Consider the following 15,168-nt stretch of genomic DNA (forward strand, 5'->3'; position numbering starts at 1 on the left):
TCACTGACCACATCGCAAGCGCCGGGCCAGGGCTGCAGGCCCATCAAATCAACCACTTACACCGGTCATGGTTTTTTTGACCCTTCTCAAATGGGGTTTAATTCACCCATTGAAGGTAAATATCACCATGGACCATAGCCCCCTGCTGGCCGACCTGGCCACCGACCTGCCCCAGGCTGTGCGCCTGCAGCGGCTGGTGGACCACCTGCGCACCCGCTTTCACTGCGGCGCCGTGGCCCTGCTGCAGCTGGAAGAAGACCACCTGCGCCCCGTGGCCGTGGAGGGACTGGTGCGCGAGGCGCTGGGCCGGCGCTTTGTGGTCAGCCAGCACCCCCGGCTCGCGGCCATCCTGGCGCGGCGCGAGGTGACCTGCTTCGACCACGACAGCACCCTGCCCGACCCCTACGACGGCCTGCTCGACACCCTGGTGGGCGAGCCCCTGCCCGTTCACGACTGCATGGGCGTGAGCCTGTGGGTGGACGGCAAGGCCTGGGGCGTGCTGACGCTCGACGCGCTGCAAACCGGCACCTTCGGCGAGGCCGCACGCGCCGCGCTGGCCGACTGCAAGGTGCTGGTGGAGGCGGCCTTGCGCATCTCGCGGCTGGAGCGCGAGGTGCAGGCGCTGCGCAGCGCCCCCCACACCCGCAGCGCCGACGACGAGCGCACCACCCGCGCGGGCGATGGCGACATGGAGATCGTCGGCCAGAGCGAGCCCCTGCTGCTCCTGGTGCACGAGCTGGAGGTGGTAGCGGGCTCGGACCTGCCCGTGTTGTTGCTGGGCGAAACTGGTGTGGGCAAGGAGCTGTTTGCACGCCTGCTGCACCGCCAGTCCACGCGCGCTACCCGCCCGCTGGTGCACGTGAACTGCGCGGCGCTGCCGGAGTCGCTGGCCGAGAGCGAGCTGTTTGGCCATGTGCGCGGCGCGTTCTCGGGCGCGGTGGCCGACCGGCCAGGGCGCTTCGAGGCGGCCGAGGGCGGCACGCTGTTCCTCGACGAGGTGGGCGAGCTGCCACTGGCCGTGCAGGCCAAGCTGCTGCGCACGCTGCAGAACGGCGAGATCCAGCGCCTGGGCGCCGACCGACCGCGCCGCGTGGACGTGCGCGTGATCGCCGCCACCAACCGCAACCTGCGCGAGCAGGTGCGCGATGGCGCGTTCCGCGCCGACCTGTACCACCGGCTGTCGGTGTACCCCGTGCCCATCCCGCCGCTGCGCGAACGGGGCAACGATGTGCTGCTGCTGGCAGGCCGCTTTCTGGAACTGAACCGTGCCCGCCTGGGCCTGCGCAGCCTGCGGCTGTCTGCCAGCGCGCAGGACGCACTGCGCCGCTACCCCTGGCCCGGCAACATCCGCGAGCTGGAGCATGTGGTCAGCCGCGCGGCGCTCAAGGCCCTGAGCCGGGGCGTGAGCCGCGCCGACATCGTAACGCTGGAGCCCGCGCTGCTCGACCTGGACGCCGACGCCGCCAGCGTGGCCCCCGCCCCCCTGGATGCCGGTGCCCCCGCTGTGGCCACCACGCAGCCCACCCCCACCACCGCCGAAGGCCCGCTGCGCGACGCCGTGGATACCTGCCAGCGGCTCGCCATCAAGCAGGCCCTGGCACGCCACCAGGGCAACTGGGCCCAGGCCGCGCGTGCGCTGGAGGTGGACGCGAGCAACCTGCACAAGCTGGCGCGCAGGCTGTGCATCAAATAAGAGCGATTCACAAACTCCCCTGGCGTCGTTGTTCCGTCTTGTCGAACCGCTGATGCTGCCTGCGACGGAAGGCCTGGCCAGGGCCGCTGCGCTCAGTTTTGTGAGCCGCCCCAAGCGAATTCAAAAATGATAGCGCCTAGCGCTTTCCAGATAAGCGCTAGCGGCCTATTTGATGCCAAATCACACATCATCAGGCCCCTGCGAACGCCGCTGCGCCACAATCGGCCCATGCTGACCCTTCAAGACATCCGTGATGCCGCCACCCGCCTACAAGGCCACGTGCTGGACACTCCGTGCGTTGAATCCAAAACGCTTTCGCAAATCGTGGGCGCGCAGGTGTTTCTCAAGTTCGAGAACCTGCAATTCACCGCCTCGTTCAAGGAACGCGGCGCCTGCAACCGGCTCACGCTGCTGACGGACGCTGAGCGTGCACGCGGCGTGGTGGCCATGAGCGCGGGCAACCATGCGCAGGGCGTGGCCTACCACGCGCAGCGACTGGGCCTGCGCGCCGTGATCGTGATGCCGCGTTTTACCCCCGGCGTGAAAGTGGAGCGCACGCGCGGTTTTGGCGCCGAGGTGGTGCTGCATGGCGATACCCTGGAAGAGGCACGCGCCCACGCCTACGCGCTGGCCGATGCGCAGGGCTTGACCTTTGTGCACCCGTATGACGACGAAGGCGTGGCCGCCGGCCAGGGCACGCTGGGCCTGGAGATGCTGCAGGCCGTGCCCGACCTGGACACCCTGGTGATCGCCGTGGGCGGCGGCGGGCTGATCTCGGGCGTGGCCACGGCGGCCAAGGCCCTCAAGCCCGGCATCGAGATCATCGGCGTGCAGACCATGCGGTTCCCCGCCATGGTGAACGCCGTCAAAGGAACAAGCCATCCACAGGGCACATCCACCATCGCCGAAGGCATTGCCGTGGGCACGCCAGGCAAGATCACGCAGGAGATCGTGAAGCGCCTGGTGGACGACCTGGTGCTGGTGGACGAGGGCGACATCGAGCAGGCAGTGCTGATGCTGCTGGAGATCGAAAAGACCCTGGTCGAGGGCGCTGGTGCTGCGGGCCTGGCTGCGCTGGTGCGCTACCCCGAGCGCTTCAAGGGCAAGCGCGTAGGCCTGGTGCTGTGCGGCGGCAACATCGACCCGCTGCTGCTGGCGGCGATCATCGAACGCGGCATGGTGCGCTCGGGGCGCCTGGCGCGCATCAAGGTCAGCGCGCGCGATGTGCCCGGCGTGCTGGCGCGCATCACCGCCACCGTGGCCGACGCGGGTGCCAACATCGAGGAGGTGCACCACCAGCGCGCCTTCACCATGCTGGCCGCGCAGAACGTGGAGATCGAACTGGTGCTGCAAACCCGGGGCAAGACCCATGTGGATGAGGTGCTGGGGCAGTTGCGCACGGCGGGCATGCAGGCCGATCTGATCTGAGCGACAGCAGGGTTTTGCGCCCTGAAGGGACAGTCGCAGCTAGAATTGCGCAAGTTTTAAGCATCTGGAGCCCACCATGTCCGACCACAACACCTCGCACGCCCCCGCAACACCATCGAACGACCCCGTGGAAAACGTGGTTCACCTGGTCCCCGTGGTGCTGCCTGTGGTGGGTGGCATCATGATGTTCCTGCTGGCCTTTATTGCCGTGACGATGGCCTGAACGCTTCTGCGGCCGTCACCCACAGCCCCGCAGCGCGGGGCTTTTTTTCGTCCCGCACCACCCCCTCATCCCGTCTGACCTGGAGAACCCCATGAGACCCGGACACGCACTCGTTTTATTTTCCGGCGGTCAGGACTCCACGACCTGCCTGGCCTGGGCGCTGGAAAACTTTGCCCACGTGGAAACCATCGGCTTTGACTACGGCCAGCGCCACCACATCGAGCTGCAGGCACGGCAGACGGTGCTGTCATCGTTGCGTGCGGAGTTCCCGCACTGGGCGGCCAAGCTGGGGGAAGACCACATGCTCGACCTGGCGGTGCTGGGCCACATCAGTGACACGGCGCTGACCAGCGACACCGAAATCCAGATGACCGCCGCAGGCCTACCCAACACCTTTGTGCCGGGGCGCAACCTGCTGTTCTTCCAGCTGGCGGCTGCCGTGGGCTACCGCCGGGGCCTGCACACCCTGGTGGGCGGCATGTGCGAGACCGATTTTTCGGGCTACCCCGACTGCCGTGACGACACGCTCAAGGCCCTTCAGGTGGCCGTGTCCCTGGGCATGGGCCAGCGTTTCACCTTCGACACCCCGCTGATGTGGCTGGACAAGGCCGAGACCTGGGAACTGGCCCGGTCCCTGGGCGGACAAGCGCTGGTCGATCTGATCGTGAACGACTCGCACACCTGCTACCACGGTGTGCGCGACACGCTGCATGCCTGGGGATACGGCTGTGGCACGTGCCCGGCCTGCGCGCTGCGCAGGAGTGGCTACGAACGGTGGAAGGGCGGTTCGGCCAGCGTTTGAGGCGAGGGAGCGGACATAGTCATGCATAACCTCATGTTTTTTTTGCATGGTTTTGACCCCTGTCTGACAGACAAAAGGGCGGCAGGTTCATAAAATTGACATCCCAGCCGACCCGCGGAATCCGTGGAACTAGCCTCCACCCGTGGGGCTGACACACGCTCCCGCCCGCCGACTGAGCACGAAAGCCGTTTTTTCAAAGGCAGCGCTCAGCACCGCAACTGCGCCAGGCCTCGCCGTGACCCGCCCGGTCCGCTTCCTTTGAAAAAACGTTTTTCAACTTAGGAAGCTCCCCGATGAACGCACCCACGATGCAGGGCCTGAACCTCAACGCCCCCGCTTACGTCAAAAACGCCCGGCTGCTTGCCTGGGTGGCCGACATGGCCGCCCTGTGCAAACCCGACACCATTTACTGGTGCGATGGCTCCAAGGAAGAGTACGACCGCCTGTGCCAGCAGCTGGTCGATGCCGGCACCTTCAAGAAGCTCAACCCCGCCAAGCGCCCCGGCAGCTTCTTGGCTTGGTCCGATCCATCGGACGTGGCCCGTGTGGAAGATCGCACCTACATCTGCTCGGCCGCCAAGGAAGACGCTGGCCCCACCAACAACTGGATGGCTCCCGCCGAAATGCGCGCCACGCTGCAGCCCCTGTTTGACGGCTGCATGAAGGGCCGCACCATGTACGTGGTGCCCTTCAGCATGGGTCCGCTGGGCAGCCACATCGCCCACATCGGCGTGGAGCTGACCGACAGCGCCTACGTGGCCGTGAACCAGCGCCTGATGACCCGCATGGGCAAGGCCGTGTACGACGTACTGGGCGTGGAAGGCGAATTCGTGCCCTGCATGCACACCGTGGGCGCACCCCTGGCCGAAGGCGAGAAGGACACGACGAGCTGGCCTTGCAACCCCAAGGTCAAGTACATCGTCCACTACCCCGAAACGCGCGAGATCTGGTCGTACGGCTCGGGCTACGGCGGCAACGCGCTGCTGGGCAAGAAGTGCCTGGCCCTGCGCATCGCGTCCACCATGGGCCGCGACCAGGGTTGGCTGGCCGAGCACATGCTCATCCTGGGCGTGACCAACCCCCAAGGCAAGAAGTACCACGTGGCAGCGGCCTTCCCCAGCGCCTGCGGCAAGACCAACTTCTCGATGCTGGTGCCGCCCGAGGCGGGCTTTGCCGGCTGGAAGGTCACCACCATCGGTGACGACATCGCCTGGATCAAGCCCCATGCCGACGGCAAGATGTACGCCATCAACCCAGAAGCGGGCTACTTTGGCGTGGCCCCCGGCACCAACATGCACACCAACCCCAACTGCATGCGCAGCTTGGACAAGGACGTGATCTTCACCAACGTGGCCCTGACGGACGACGGCGACGTGTGGTGGGAAGGCATGGAAAAAGACACCGGCAAGCTGCCCGACCATCTGATCGATTGGCAAGGCAAGGACTGGACGCCCCAGATCGCCAAGGAAACCGGCGCCAAGGCTGCCCACCCCAACTCGCGCTTCACGGTGGCTGCCACCAACAACCCTGCGCTCGACCCCCAGTGGGACGATGCCAATGGCGTGGCGATTGATGCCTTCATCTTCGGCGGCCGCCGCTCCACCACCGTGCCGCTGGTGACCGAAGCCCGCACCTGGACGGAAGGCGTGTACATGGCTGCCACCATGGGCTCTGAAACCACCGCTGCAGCCTTTGGCGCCCAAGGCGTGGTGCGCCGCGACCCCTTCGCCATGCTGCCGTTCTGCGGCTACAACATGAGCGACTACTTCCAGCACTGGCTGAACATGGAAGGCCAAATCGCCGCCACCGGCAAGGCGCTGCCCAAGGTGTTCTGCGTGAACTGGTTCCGCAAGGACGAAGCCGGCAAGTTCGTCTGGCCGGGTTATGGCGACAACATGCGCGTGCTCAAGTGGATGATCGACCGCATTGAAGGCCAGGCCCAAGGCCAGGAAACCATGTTTGGTGTGGCTCCGCAGTACGCCGAAATCAACTGGACGGGGCTGGATTTCAATACCCAGCAGTTTGCTGCCGTGACCAGCATCGACAAGGCAGCCTGGGCCGATGAGTTCAAGCTGCACGATGCCCACTTTGAGCAGCTGGCTTACCACCTGCCCCCGGCTTTGCTCGCCACCAAGGCTGCGCTCGAAAAGCGCCTGGCAAGCTGATTCCCGGATCTTCTCAGTCCTGACAACCGCCCCTTCTGAAAAGGAGGGGCGGTTTTTTTGCGCTTGTGGATGCGGATACTGGATCAGCGCGATCTGTCCCGCGCCCATGAAAAAAGCCGTGGCGAACACTCGCCACGGCTTCAAAAAATCCGATCACTGCACGGCGAACCGTGCATCATCTTCTCAGTAGTACTTGCGGATGTCTTCCACGGTGGCAATGCCCATGGCGTGGTTCAGTTCGGCCATGATGCGGGGGTCCTTCACAGCCACTTGCCAGGTACGCTCGTCATCCGCAGCGCGGCGGCGGGCTTCGGCCCAGCCGAGGGCGGCCGCACGCAGGGCAGCACCGGCACGGCGTGCGGGGGCGGTCAGCAAAGCCAGGGCCGCAAACGCGACCAGCCACAGCACCATCCAAGCCGCGAGCAGGTGGCCTTCGCTCCAGGTGTCGATGACCTGGTTGGCCACTACCAGCAAGGCCGATACCACGGCCGCGAGCAGAAGGGTGGCAGCGCCACGGGCGCCATCAAAGTTGGCGGCTACGCTCTTGAGGGCGGCAGCGGCGTTTTCGGCGCGGACAACGCCGGGGTGTTCGGTGGGGTACTCAACGTGTGCAAAGCTGGTCATTTCGGTTTCCCTTTTCTAACGCTTGTGGCGAGATTGCCGGGCGATGGGGTGATATTAGGGTTTACCCTTTGCATTTTCAAGTTTATATTTTGAATCATTGATATTCATATTGATGATGAATTGACCATGACGCCCTTGAACTTCCGCTCCTTGGACCTGAACCTGCTGCGTGTTTTTGACGAGGTCATGGCCGAGCGCAGCCTCACACGCGCAGCGCACAAGCTGTCCGTCACCCAGCCTGCCGTGAGCAACGCCATGCGGCGCCTGCGCGATGTGCTGGGGGATGAGTTGGTGGTGCGCAGCGGCCAGGGCGTGGAGCCCACTGCGCGTGCGCTGGCCCTGTGGCCCCCTGTGCGCGAGGCCCTGGCCCACCTGCAAGAATCCCTGGCGCCGGGACACTTTGAGCCCGCCACGGCCGAATCCACCTTTGTGCTCGCCATGGCCGATGCCACGGCCGCCACCCTGGTACCGGCCTTGGTCGAAATCATCGAGCGGGAGGCGCCCGGTATTTCGATCCGGGTATTGCCCCTGACCACGCGCGACCCCCGCCGCCTGCTGGACGAAGAGGCGGCCGACATGGCGGTGGGCTATTTCCCAGCGGTGCTGGCAGACCTGACCGCCCGCGCGCAATCCGGGGGCGCAGTGGCCTTTGAAAGCCGCCGCCTGTACGACGGCGAATACGTGTGCGTGATGCGGCAAGGCCACCCTCTGGCCGATGCGCCCCTGACGCTGGACACCTATTGCGCCGCACGCCACATGCTCGTGAGCTTCTCAGGGCGCCCCTTTGGCTTCATCGACGAGGCCCTGGCATCCCTGGGCCGCGAGCGCAAGGTGGTGATCACGGTCAACCAGTTCTTCACCGCCGGCCGGGTAGTCTCGGGCTCGGACCTGTTGACGGTGCTGCCCCGCCACTTTGTTCCCGTGACCGGCATTGCCGACGCGCTGGTGCAGCGGGCCCTGCCGCTGGACGTCCCGCCCGTGCATGTGGACGCACTCTGGCGCCGGCGTGGGCCTCAGCAGGCCGCGATGACCTGGCTGCTGCACGCCCTGGCGCGCTCGGCGCGCCGGACTTTCCCCAAGGAGTGAGGCGCCCAGCCTGAACCCGTAGACTGCGCCCAGCATGAACATCCAGCTTTTGTCCGATCTGCACCTTGAGGCGCATCCCCACTTCGTCCCCGAACCGGCTCCCGGCGCCGATGTGCTGGTGCTTGCTGGCGACGTGGGCTCCTACCAGGAAGGCTCGCAGCTGGGCGACGAAGACTTTGGCCTGGCCCGGTTTTCACCATTGCCCGGGGGCGCAGGCTGGCCCACCCCCGTGCTTTTTGTGCCCGGCAACCACGAATACGATGCACAGGATTTCGACGCTGCCCACGAGCGGCTGCGCCGCACCTGTGACCGCCTGGGAATCACCTGGCTGGAGCGCGAGACCGTCGAGCTTCAAGGTGTGCGCTTCGTGGGCACCACACTCTGGAGCGATTTCGATGCACTCGCAGACCATGAAGGCAGCACCGACCTTGGCAGGCGGCTGAAACTGCGCGACAAGGCCTTTCGCGCAGCGAACTTCTACCTGCGCAAGACGGGCGGCACCCGCCACGCAGAGCCCTTTCTGGCCGAAGCCATGCGCGACCACGCACTGGTCTGCCAGCAGTGGCTGGTGCAAGCACTTGCGGTGCCTTTTGAGGGCCCCACGGTGGCCGTAACCCACTTTGCACCCAGCCTGCGCAGTGCCGATCCACGCTACGGACTGGTGCCCGGCACTGCGGGGTTCTGCAACGCCCTGGACAGCTTGTTGCCCCACGCGCAGCTGTGGCTGCACGGCCATCTGCACGCCCCGAGCGACTACACGGTGCAAGGTTTTCACGGCGACGGCACCCCCTGGCAGTGCCGCGTGGTGGCCAACCCCCTGGGCTATGCGCGCAAAGGCGAACAGGCGGCTTTCAAGGCGCAATGCTGCATCCCCGTATGATCAAGAGACGGGGCTCTGCCGCCCCGCAGCGCAGAAGAAAAACATGACCCAGGTCAAGACAACAGAAGTCCGCGCACGGTAGTCTGACCCAACCCTATTCTGGAGAACACCATGAACATCCTGCTTGCTGTCGATGGCAGCGCCTACACCAAAAAAATGCTGGCCTACCTAGCTACCCACGAGGAGCTGCTCGGTGGCAACCACCAGTACACCGCGCTCACCGTGCAGGCCCCGCTGCCGACACGCGCGCGCGCCGCTCTGGGCAAGGAAGTGGTGGACAGCTACCACGCCGAAGAGGCAGAAAAAATCCTGTCGCCCGTTTGCAAATTCCTGGCGCGCCATGGTGTGGACGCCAAGCGTGTCGTCAAGGTGGGCGCCGTGGGTGAGAACATCGCCAAGGTGGCTGACAGCGGCAAGTTCGACCTGCTGGTGATGGGCTCCCACGGCCATGGAGCCTTGGCCACCCTGGTCATGGGCTCGGTCACCACACAGGTGTTGGCCCATTGCAAGGTGCCATTGCTGATCGTTCGCTAAGCCGCACCACAAACAGCCCGGCCCACCACCAAAGCCCTGCTCCGGCAGGGCTTTTTTTTGCCCAAATGAAACCAATCGGTTACAACATAACTTGTTGGTTTACTTAACGACCAATTGGTTATACATTCTCGCTGCGCCCATCCTGGCGTGTCATTTCCATCGAAACCGAGGAACGACCCATGAAAAAAACCCTGATCGCATTGGCCCTGACCGCAGGCGCCACCTTCACCGTGATGGCCCAGGACATTGTCGATACCGCCGTGAAGGCGGGTAATTTCAAGACCCTGGTGGCGGCCGTGCAGGCTGCGGGCCTGGTGGACACCCTCAAGGGCCCAGGCCCCTTCACGGTGTTTGCGCCCACCGACGAGGCTTTCGCCAAGATCCCCAAGGCCACCCTGGACGGCCTGCTGGCTGACAAGGCCGCACTGACCAAGGTGCTGACCTACCACGTGGTCCCCGGCAAGGTGATGGCCAAGGACGTCAAGGCCGGAAAGGTCAAGACCGTGCAGGGCCAGGAGATCACCGTGTCCACCAGCATGGGCGTGATGGTGGACCAGTCCAAGGTCATCGCGACCGATGTGGCTGCCAGCAATGGCGTGATCCACGCCATCGACACCGTTCTGATGCCCAAGTAAGCCCGCGGACTAACCGCTCGTCCCTTCCACCACCATCCACTAGCGAGGAGAAGCCCCATGAACACCGCATTCAACCGCCGTACCGTCTTGCTGGCCGCCGCCGTGGGCGCCGGCGCCACGTTGTTGCAGGCCTGTGGCGGCGGCGACGATGAGCCCCAGCGCAACATCGTCGAAGTCGCCCAGAACAATCCTGACCTCAGTATCCTCGTCGAAGCAGTGGTCGCCGCCGGTCTGGCGCCCACTCTGAGCACCGGCATGCTCACGGTTTTCGCCCCGACCAACGCCGCCTTTGCAGCGTTGCTCAGCGAGCTGGGCGTGACCAAGGAGGCCCTGCTGGCCGACAAGCCCCTGCTGACAGCGGTACTGACCTACCACGTGCTCGGCAGCAGGGTCCCGCGTGCAGACGTCCCCCTGGGCAAGGCCATCACGCCCGTGTCAGGCGGCTTCTTCAAGATCGAGTCGGCCAACGGCCTGAAGATCACCGATGGTCGCAACCGCGTTTCCACCATCACGGCCACGGACATCCAGGCCAGCAACGGCGTGGTGCATCTGGTGGACCGCGTGCTGCTGCCAGCCAACAAGGACATCGTCGCCACCGCCTCGGCGCTGCCGGACTTCAGCATCCTGGTGGAAGCCGTGGTGGCGGCCGGCTTGGCCACCACCTTGCAGGGAGCCGGCCCGTTCACGGTGTTTGCGCCGACCAACGCCGCGTTTGCAGCGCTGCTGGCCGAGCTGGGGGTGACCAAGGAAGCCCTGCTGGCGGACACTGCGCTGCTGACCACGGTGCTTACCTACCACGTAGTACCCGCGCGCGTGCTCAAGGCCGAGGTCCCTATCAATACCGCCATTGCCACCGTCCAGGGACAAACCTTCACGGTGAACGCAAGCCTCGTGATCACAGACCAGAACCTGCGCACCAGCAACATCACCATGGCCGACGTGTTCACCAGCAACGGTGTGATCCATGTCGTGGACAAGGTGATCCTGCCCAAGTAAGCCGGTGGCTGTGAGCCCCGTGAGCCCCACGCAAGAAAGCCCGGCATGCCGGGCTTTATTTTTTGGGTGCGTACGAAACGCTGGAAAGGAGACGCGACTACCGCGCTGCCAGCCCGTCGAAACAGGTGCGCACCACCAGATCCACGATTTCCGCATCAGAATACTGGCCGCCTTCCTTGAGAAAACTCACCACCGGGTCGCAGGCGCGCGCATACAACGTGTAGAGCACCACCAGCGGCGGCAAGGTGGGGCTGATCACGCCCTGTGCCTGGGCCTGGGTGATCCATTCACCAATCTGGTCGCTCACGGCCACGAGGCCGTTGAGGTAGTCCTTGTTGGCCATCAGCACCGCGCGCAGTGTGGAATTGCGGCTGGGCAGCAGCGGCATTTCGTTGCTCAGCAGCCGCTCCAGCGACCAGCGCACCAGCGCATGGAGCTTTTCAAGCGGAGGCATTTCAGTGGGCAGATCTGCCAGGTAGGCCTGCACACGGCCCAGAATCTGCACCATGGCGGCGCTGCACAACTCTTCCTTGCTGCAGAAGTGCTTGTACAGACTGGCTTTGGCAATGCCCACGGCATTGGCCACGTCGTCCATGGTCATGGCATCGAAGGCCTTTTCGCCCAGGAGCTGGCAGGTGGACTGGAGGATGGCATCCTCGCGCGCCTGGTGCATCTGCTCTTTGAACGAAACTTTGGGTTGCGGCGTTTGCATGGCTTGTATTTTATACATTGCAGTAAAAAAATAAATGACTAAGTTGCAATACAACTACGTCGTTCACGTTTTACCCTGCAGGAATCATGCCGCAGGCGCCTCCAGCGTCCGTGCTGCGGTGGCGGTCAGGGCTGCAGTCAGGGCGTCCAGCACGGCCGATTCCAGGTTCCAGCAGTGCCAGTACAGCTGGATGGGCAGGGAGCGGCCCGGTGCCAGATTCACCATGCTGCCGTCCGCCAGCGCCTCGCGCGCCATCAGCTCGGGCATCACACCCACTGCCCAGCCTGCGGCCACGGCGCGCATCTGCGCCTCGGAACCCGGCACGAACAGGTGATTGAGCGCCACGCGCTTGAGCCCGAATGCACGCGCCACAAACTCGGCAGCCATGTCGTCCTTGCGGTTGAACGACAGGAACGACACCTCGCGAAAGTTGTGCGGCGTGAGCCCCTGGGGCAGGTACTGCTCCGCATAGCTGGCCGACGCTACGGCCACATAGTGCATGGCGCCCAGCGGCACCATCTTGCACCCACGCAGTGCCTGCTTGAGCGTGGTCACGCAGCCCAGCACCTGGCCAGAGCGCAGCCATTCCTGCGTGAAATCCTGGTCGTCCACGATGATTTCCAGCGGCAGGCGCTGGCGCACCAGCTCGTGCAGCGCGCCCATCGCCCAGGTGGCGATGCTGTCGGCGTTGATGGCAATCGAGATGCGCTCATCCTCGCGCGTGCCGCCCGGGGCGCTGGGCGCCAGCTCGTGCAGGTCGCGCTCCAGGTCTGCGCGCAGCAGGCGCATCTGCTTGGTGTGCTTGAGCAGCAACTGCCCGGCCGACGTGGGCCGCAGGGGTCGGCTGCGCACGATGAGCACCGAGCCCACCTGCGCCTCCAGGGCGCGCAGGCGCTGTGAGACGGCCGACTGTGTGACGTTCAGGCGCTGCGCAGCGCGCTCGAAGCCGCCCTCTTCAACGATGGCGGCAAGGCATTCCAGGGCGGCGGGATCGTAGGTGCTCATGGTCTCGGGCTCGAACAAAAGAGGGTTGTCTCTACCGCACCGTTTATTAGGTGCGCTGATGTTTTTGGAGTAAGTTTAATTTTGCTTTTAGTTGAATGCAATGTCGCGCACACTGCGCCCCATCGTGTCCCGCACTGGGGCGGGTGGCACGCAAAGGCTCACAAGGCATTCCGCATATGAAAACCATTGTTCTCGGCGCCGGCATCATCGGCATCAGCACGGCGTGGCACCTGCTGGAACGCGGTCACGAGGTCATCGTGGTCGACCGCCAGCCCGATGCTGCGCTCGAAACCAGTTTTGCCAATGCAGCACAGATCTCGGTGAGCTACTGCGAGCCCTGGGCCAACCGCGAGGCGCCGCTCAAGGCGCTCAAGTGGATGTTCGACAAGGAAGCCCCGCTGCTGTTTCGCCCGCAGATGGACTGGCAGCAGTGGCGCTGGGGCCTGCAGTTCCTGGCGCAGTGCAACGACGCCGCGTTCGAGCGCAATGTGCAGCAGATCGTGGCGCTGGGCGCCTACAGCCATGCCGCGCTCAAGGACCTGGTCAGCACCACGGGCATCGAATACAACCGGCTCGAACGCGGCATTGCCCACTTCTACACCGACCAGAAATCCTTTGACGCCGCCGGCCACGCGGTGGAGCTCATGCGCAAGCACGGCGTGCAGCGCCGCCTGGTCAGCCGCGACGAACTGCTGCAGATCGAGCCCGCTTTCAAGGCCTACGGCGACAAGATCACCGGCGGCACCTACACGAGCACCGACGAAAGCGGCGACGCCCGCGTGTTCACCCAGGAGCTGGCCCGCCGCTGCATGGCACGCGGGGCGCAGTTCCTCTACGGGCACGATGTGCTGCGCCTGAACAAAATCGGCAATGCTATTGATTCAGTAGCTGTCATGCCAAAACAGACAAGCGCTGGCGGCAAAAAAGACTTCATATTGAAGGCCGACGCCGTCGTCGTCGCCTGCGGCTCGTACAGCGCACCGTTGCTGCGCAGCGTGGGCGTGGACCTGCCGATCTACCCTGGCAAGGGCTACAGCGCCACGTTCCCGCTGCTCAAGCCCGAGGGCGCGCCCATGGTCTCCACCATCGACGACGGCAAGAAGATCGCCATGAGCCGCCTGGGCAACTACCTGCGCGTGGCGGGCACCATCGAACTCAATGGCTGGGACCTGACGCTCGACAGCTCCCTGGCGCGCGCACGCTGCCACATGCTCTCGCGCCGCATCGAGGCCATCCTGCCCGGCGTGTGCGACACCCGCACGCCCGAACAAGGCGGCGACCCGCAGTACTGGACCGGCCTGCGCCCGGCCACCCCCACCAACATCCCGTTCATCGGGCAGACCCGCGTGGGCAAGCTCTGGGTGAACGCGGGCCACGGCACGCTGGGCTGGACACACGGTGCAGGTTCGGGCAAGGCGCTGGCCGAGCTGATCAGCGGCGAACAGCCCGCGATGAACTTCGGCTTCCTGGGCCACCAAGGATCTGCACGGCGCGCATCGGCCACGGCGCTGGCCGCCTGAGAGCACCCACACAGCCTGCCAGGGTTGGGTGGATCCATCACACCAACCCGCTCGTTGCGCGGGCACTCAGGTGGCCAGCGCGAGTCCGCCGTCCACCCGCAGGTTCTGCCCGTTGATATAGCCCGCCCCTTCCGAGGCCAGGAACGCGATGGTCGCGGCCACTTCGGCGGCCTGCCCATACCGCTGCAGGGGCACGGCGGTGCGGCGCTCTTCCCACACGGGCAAGGTGTCGATCCAGCCCGGCAGCACGTTGTTCATGCGGATGTTGTGCCGCGAATAGCTGTCGATAAAGATCCGTGTGAATGAAGCCAGCCCGGCGCGAACCAGCGCCGATGTCGGAAACAGCGCGCTCGGGTCCACCGCCCAGGCTGACGACAGATTCACGATCACGCCACCACGCTGCGCTTGCATCAAGGGGGCCACCAGCCGCGTGGGTCGGATCACGCTCTGCAGATAGGTGTCCGTCCCCTGCAGCCACCGCTCATCCGCCAGAGACAACAAAGGCGCGCGCGGCTCATGGCCGGTGCTGTTGATGAGCACATCGACTCGGCCCCAGCGGGCTTGCGCCAGATCCACCAGGCGGCCCAGATCCGCCAGGCACTGGCTGGACCCCGTGACGCCAACGCCTCCGAGTTCCTGGGCCAAGGCCTCGCCTTTGCCCGACGACGAAAGAATGCCGACCTGAAAACCATCCTCTGCCAACCGACGGGCGGTGGCAGCGGCAACGCCGGTGCCGCCCGCGGAGATGAGCGCTACTTTTTCTACTGCCATGATCGTCCTTGGATGCCGCACACCGGCATCTGGCAATTGTTCCGTATCCTTTGCGTGTTGGACGACCGGACGGAGCAGCCGCCGTGCTTCAATC

General features: G+C 65.0%; 15 protein-coding genes. 11 read left to right on the forward strand and 4 right to left on the reverse strand.

Annotated features, from left to right (window positions below; genetic code table 11):
• Positions 1-127: 127 nt before the first annotated feature.
• From norR to LPA35_RS10620, 5 genes are all read left to right on the forward strand, one after another.
• The gene (gene norR, locus LPA35_RS10600) at positions 128-1,693 is read left to right on the forward strand and encodes a nitric oxide reductase transcriptional regulator NorR (RefSeq protein WP_228896950.1); all 1,566 of its coding nucleotides are present in this window, start codon (positions 128-130) and stop codon (positions 1,691-1,693) included.
• A gap of 228 nt (positions 1,694-1,921) precedes the next feature.
• On the forward strand, positions 1,922-3,121 hold the full coding sequence (locus LPA35_RS10605) for a threonine ammonia-lyase (protein ID WP_228896951.1): 1,200 nt from the start codon (positions 1,922-1,924) through the stop codon (positions 3,119-3,121).
• Between the two features lie 76 nt (positions 3,122-3,197).
• Positions 3,198-3,344, forward strand: a complete 147-nt coding sequence (locus LPA35_RS10610; protein WP_199727054.1) for a hypothetical protein — start codon at positions 3,198-3,200, stop codon at positions 3,342-3,344.
• 91 nt (positions 3,345-3,435) lie between these two features.
• Positions 3,436-4,146 (forward strand): 7-cyano-7-deazaguanine synthase QueC, encoded by a 711-nt coding sequence (gene queC, locus LPA35_RS10615; protein WP_228896952.1) that lies wholly within the window; start codon positions 3,436-3,438, stop codon positions 4,144-4,146.
• A gap of 293 nt (positions 4,147-4,439) precedes the next feature.
• Entirely contained in the window at positions 4,440-6,311 is a 1,872-nt protein-coding gene (locus LPA35_RS10620; RefSeq protein ID WP_228896953.1) for a phosphoenolpyruvate carboxykinase (GTP), read from the forward strand.
• A 183-nt stretch (positions 6,312-6,494) separates the two neighbouring features.
• Here LPA35_RS10620 and LPA35_RS10625 read toward each other — a convergent pair whose 3' ends face one another.
• Positions 6,495-6,935, reverse strand: a complete 441-nt coding sequence (locus LPA35_RS10625) for a hypothetical protein (RefSeq protein ID WP_228896954.1) — start codon at positions 6,933-6,935, stop codon at positions 6,495-6,497.
• A 126-nt stretch (positions 6,936-7,061) separates the two neighbouring features.
• Between LPA35_RS10625 and LPA35_RS10630 the strand changes: the two genes are divergently transcribed.
• The 5 genes from LPA35_RS10630 (at position 7,062) to LPA35_RS10650 (ending at position 11,066) form a co-directional block, all read left to right on the forward strand.
• Complete coding sequence (locus LPA35_RS10630; RefSeq protein WP_228896955.1) at positions 7,062-8,021, forward strand: LysR family transcriptional regulator; 960 nt, start codon at positions 7,062-7,064, stop codon at positions 8,019-8,021.
• 34 nt (positions 8,022-8,055) lie between these two features.
• On the forward strand, positions 8,056-8,901 hold the full coding sequence (locus tag LPA35_RS10635) for a metallophosphoesterase (RefSeq protein WP_121507952.1): 846 nt from the start codon (positions 8,056-8,058) through the stop codon (positions 8,899-8,901).
• A 111-nt stretch (positions 8,902-9,012) separates the two neighbouring features.
• Positions 9,013-9,435: a universal stress protein gene (locus LPA35_RS10640; protein WP_055397239.1), complete on the forward strand. Its 423-nt coding sequence runs from the start codon at positions 9,013-9,015 to the stop codon at positions 9,433-9,435.
• Between the two features lie 179 nt (positions 9,436-9,614).
• Positions 9,615-10,070, forward strand: coding sequence for a fasciclin domain-containing protein (locus tag LPA35_RS10645; protein WP_121421847.1), 456 nt, complete (start codon positions 9,615-9,617; stop codon positions 10,068-10,070).
• 57 nt (positions 10,071-10,127) lie between these two features.
• Positions 10,128-11,066 carry a fasciclin domain-containing protein gene (locus tag LPA35_RS10650; protein ID WP_228896956.1) on the forward strand — a complete coding sequence of 313 codons (939 nt, stop codon included), beginning with the start codon at positions 10,128-10,130 and terminating at the stop codon, positions 11,064-11,066.
• A 97-nt stretch (positions 11,067-11,163) separates the two neighbouring features.
• Here LPA35_RS10650 and LPA35_RS10655 read toward each other — a convergent pair whose 3' ends face one another.
• Together LPA35_RS10655 and LPA35_RS10660 are read right to left on the reverse strand one after the other, a co-directional pair.
• Positions 11,164-11,778: a TetR/AcrR family transcriptional regulator gene (locus LPA35_RS10655; protein ID WP_055397245.1), complete on the reverse strand. Its 615-nt coding sequence runs from the start codon at positions 11,776-11,778 to the stop codon at positions 11,164-11,166.
• An 84-nt stretch (positions 11,779-11,862) separates the two neighbouring features.
• The gene (locus LPA35_RS10660) at positions 11,863-12,783 is read right to left on the reverse strand and encodes a LysR family transcriptional regulator ArgP (RefSeq protein WP_055397292.1); all 921 of its coding nucleotides are present in this window, start codon (positions 12,781-12,783) and stop codon (positions 11,863-11,865) included.
• Between the two features lie 176 nt (positions 12,784-12,959).
• Between LPA35_RS10660 and LPA35_RS10665 the strand changes: the two genes are divergently transcribed.
• Complete coding sequence (locus tag LPA35_RS10665) at positions 12,960-14,303, forward strand: D-amino acid dehydrogenase (protein ID WP_228896957.1); 1,344 nt, start codon at positions 12,960-12,962, stop codon at positions 14,301-14,303.
• A gap of 66 nt (positions 14,304-14,369) precedes the next feature.
• Here the strand turns inward: LPA35_RS10665 and LPA35_RS10670 are convergent, their stop codons facing one another.
• Positions 14,370-15,074 (reverse strand): SDR family oxidoreductase, encoded by a 705-nt coding sequence (locus LPA35_RS10670; protein ID WP_228896958.1) that lies wholly within the window; start codon positions 15,072-15,074, stop codon positions 14,370-14,372.
• Positions 15,075-15,168: the final 94 nt, after the last annotated feature.

The organism is Acidovorax sp. Leaf73 (genome assembly GCF_916855635.1).
Lineage (GTDB): Bacteria > Pseudomonadota > Gammaproteobacteria > Burkholderiales > Burkholderiaceae_C > Acidovorax > Acidovorax facilis.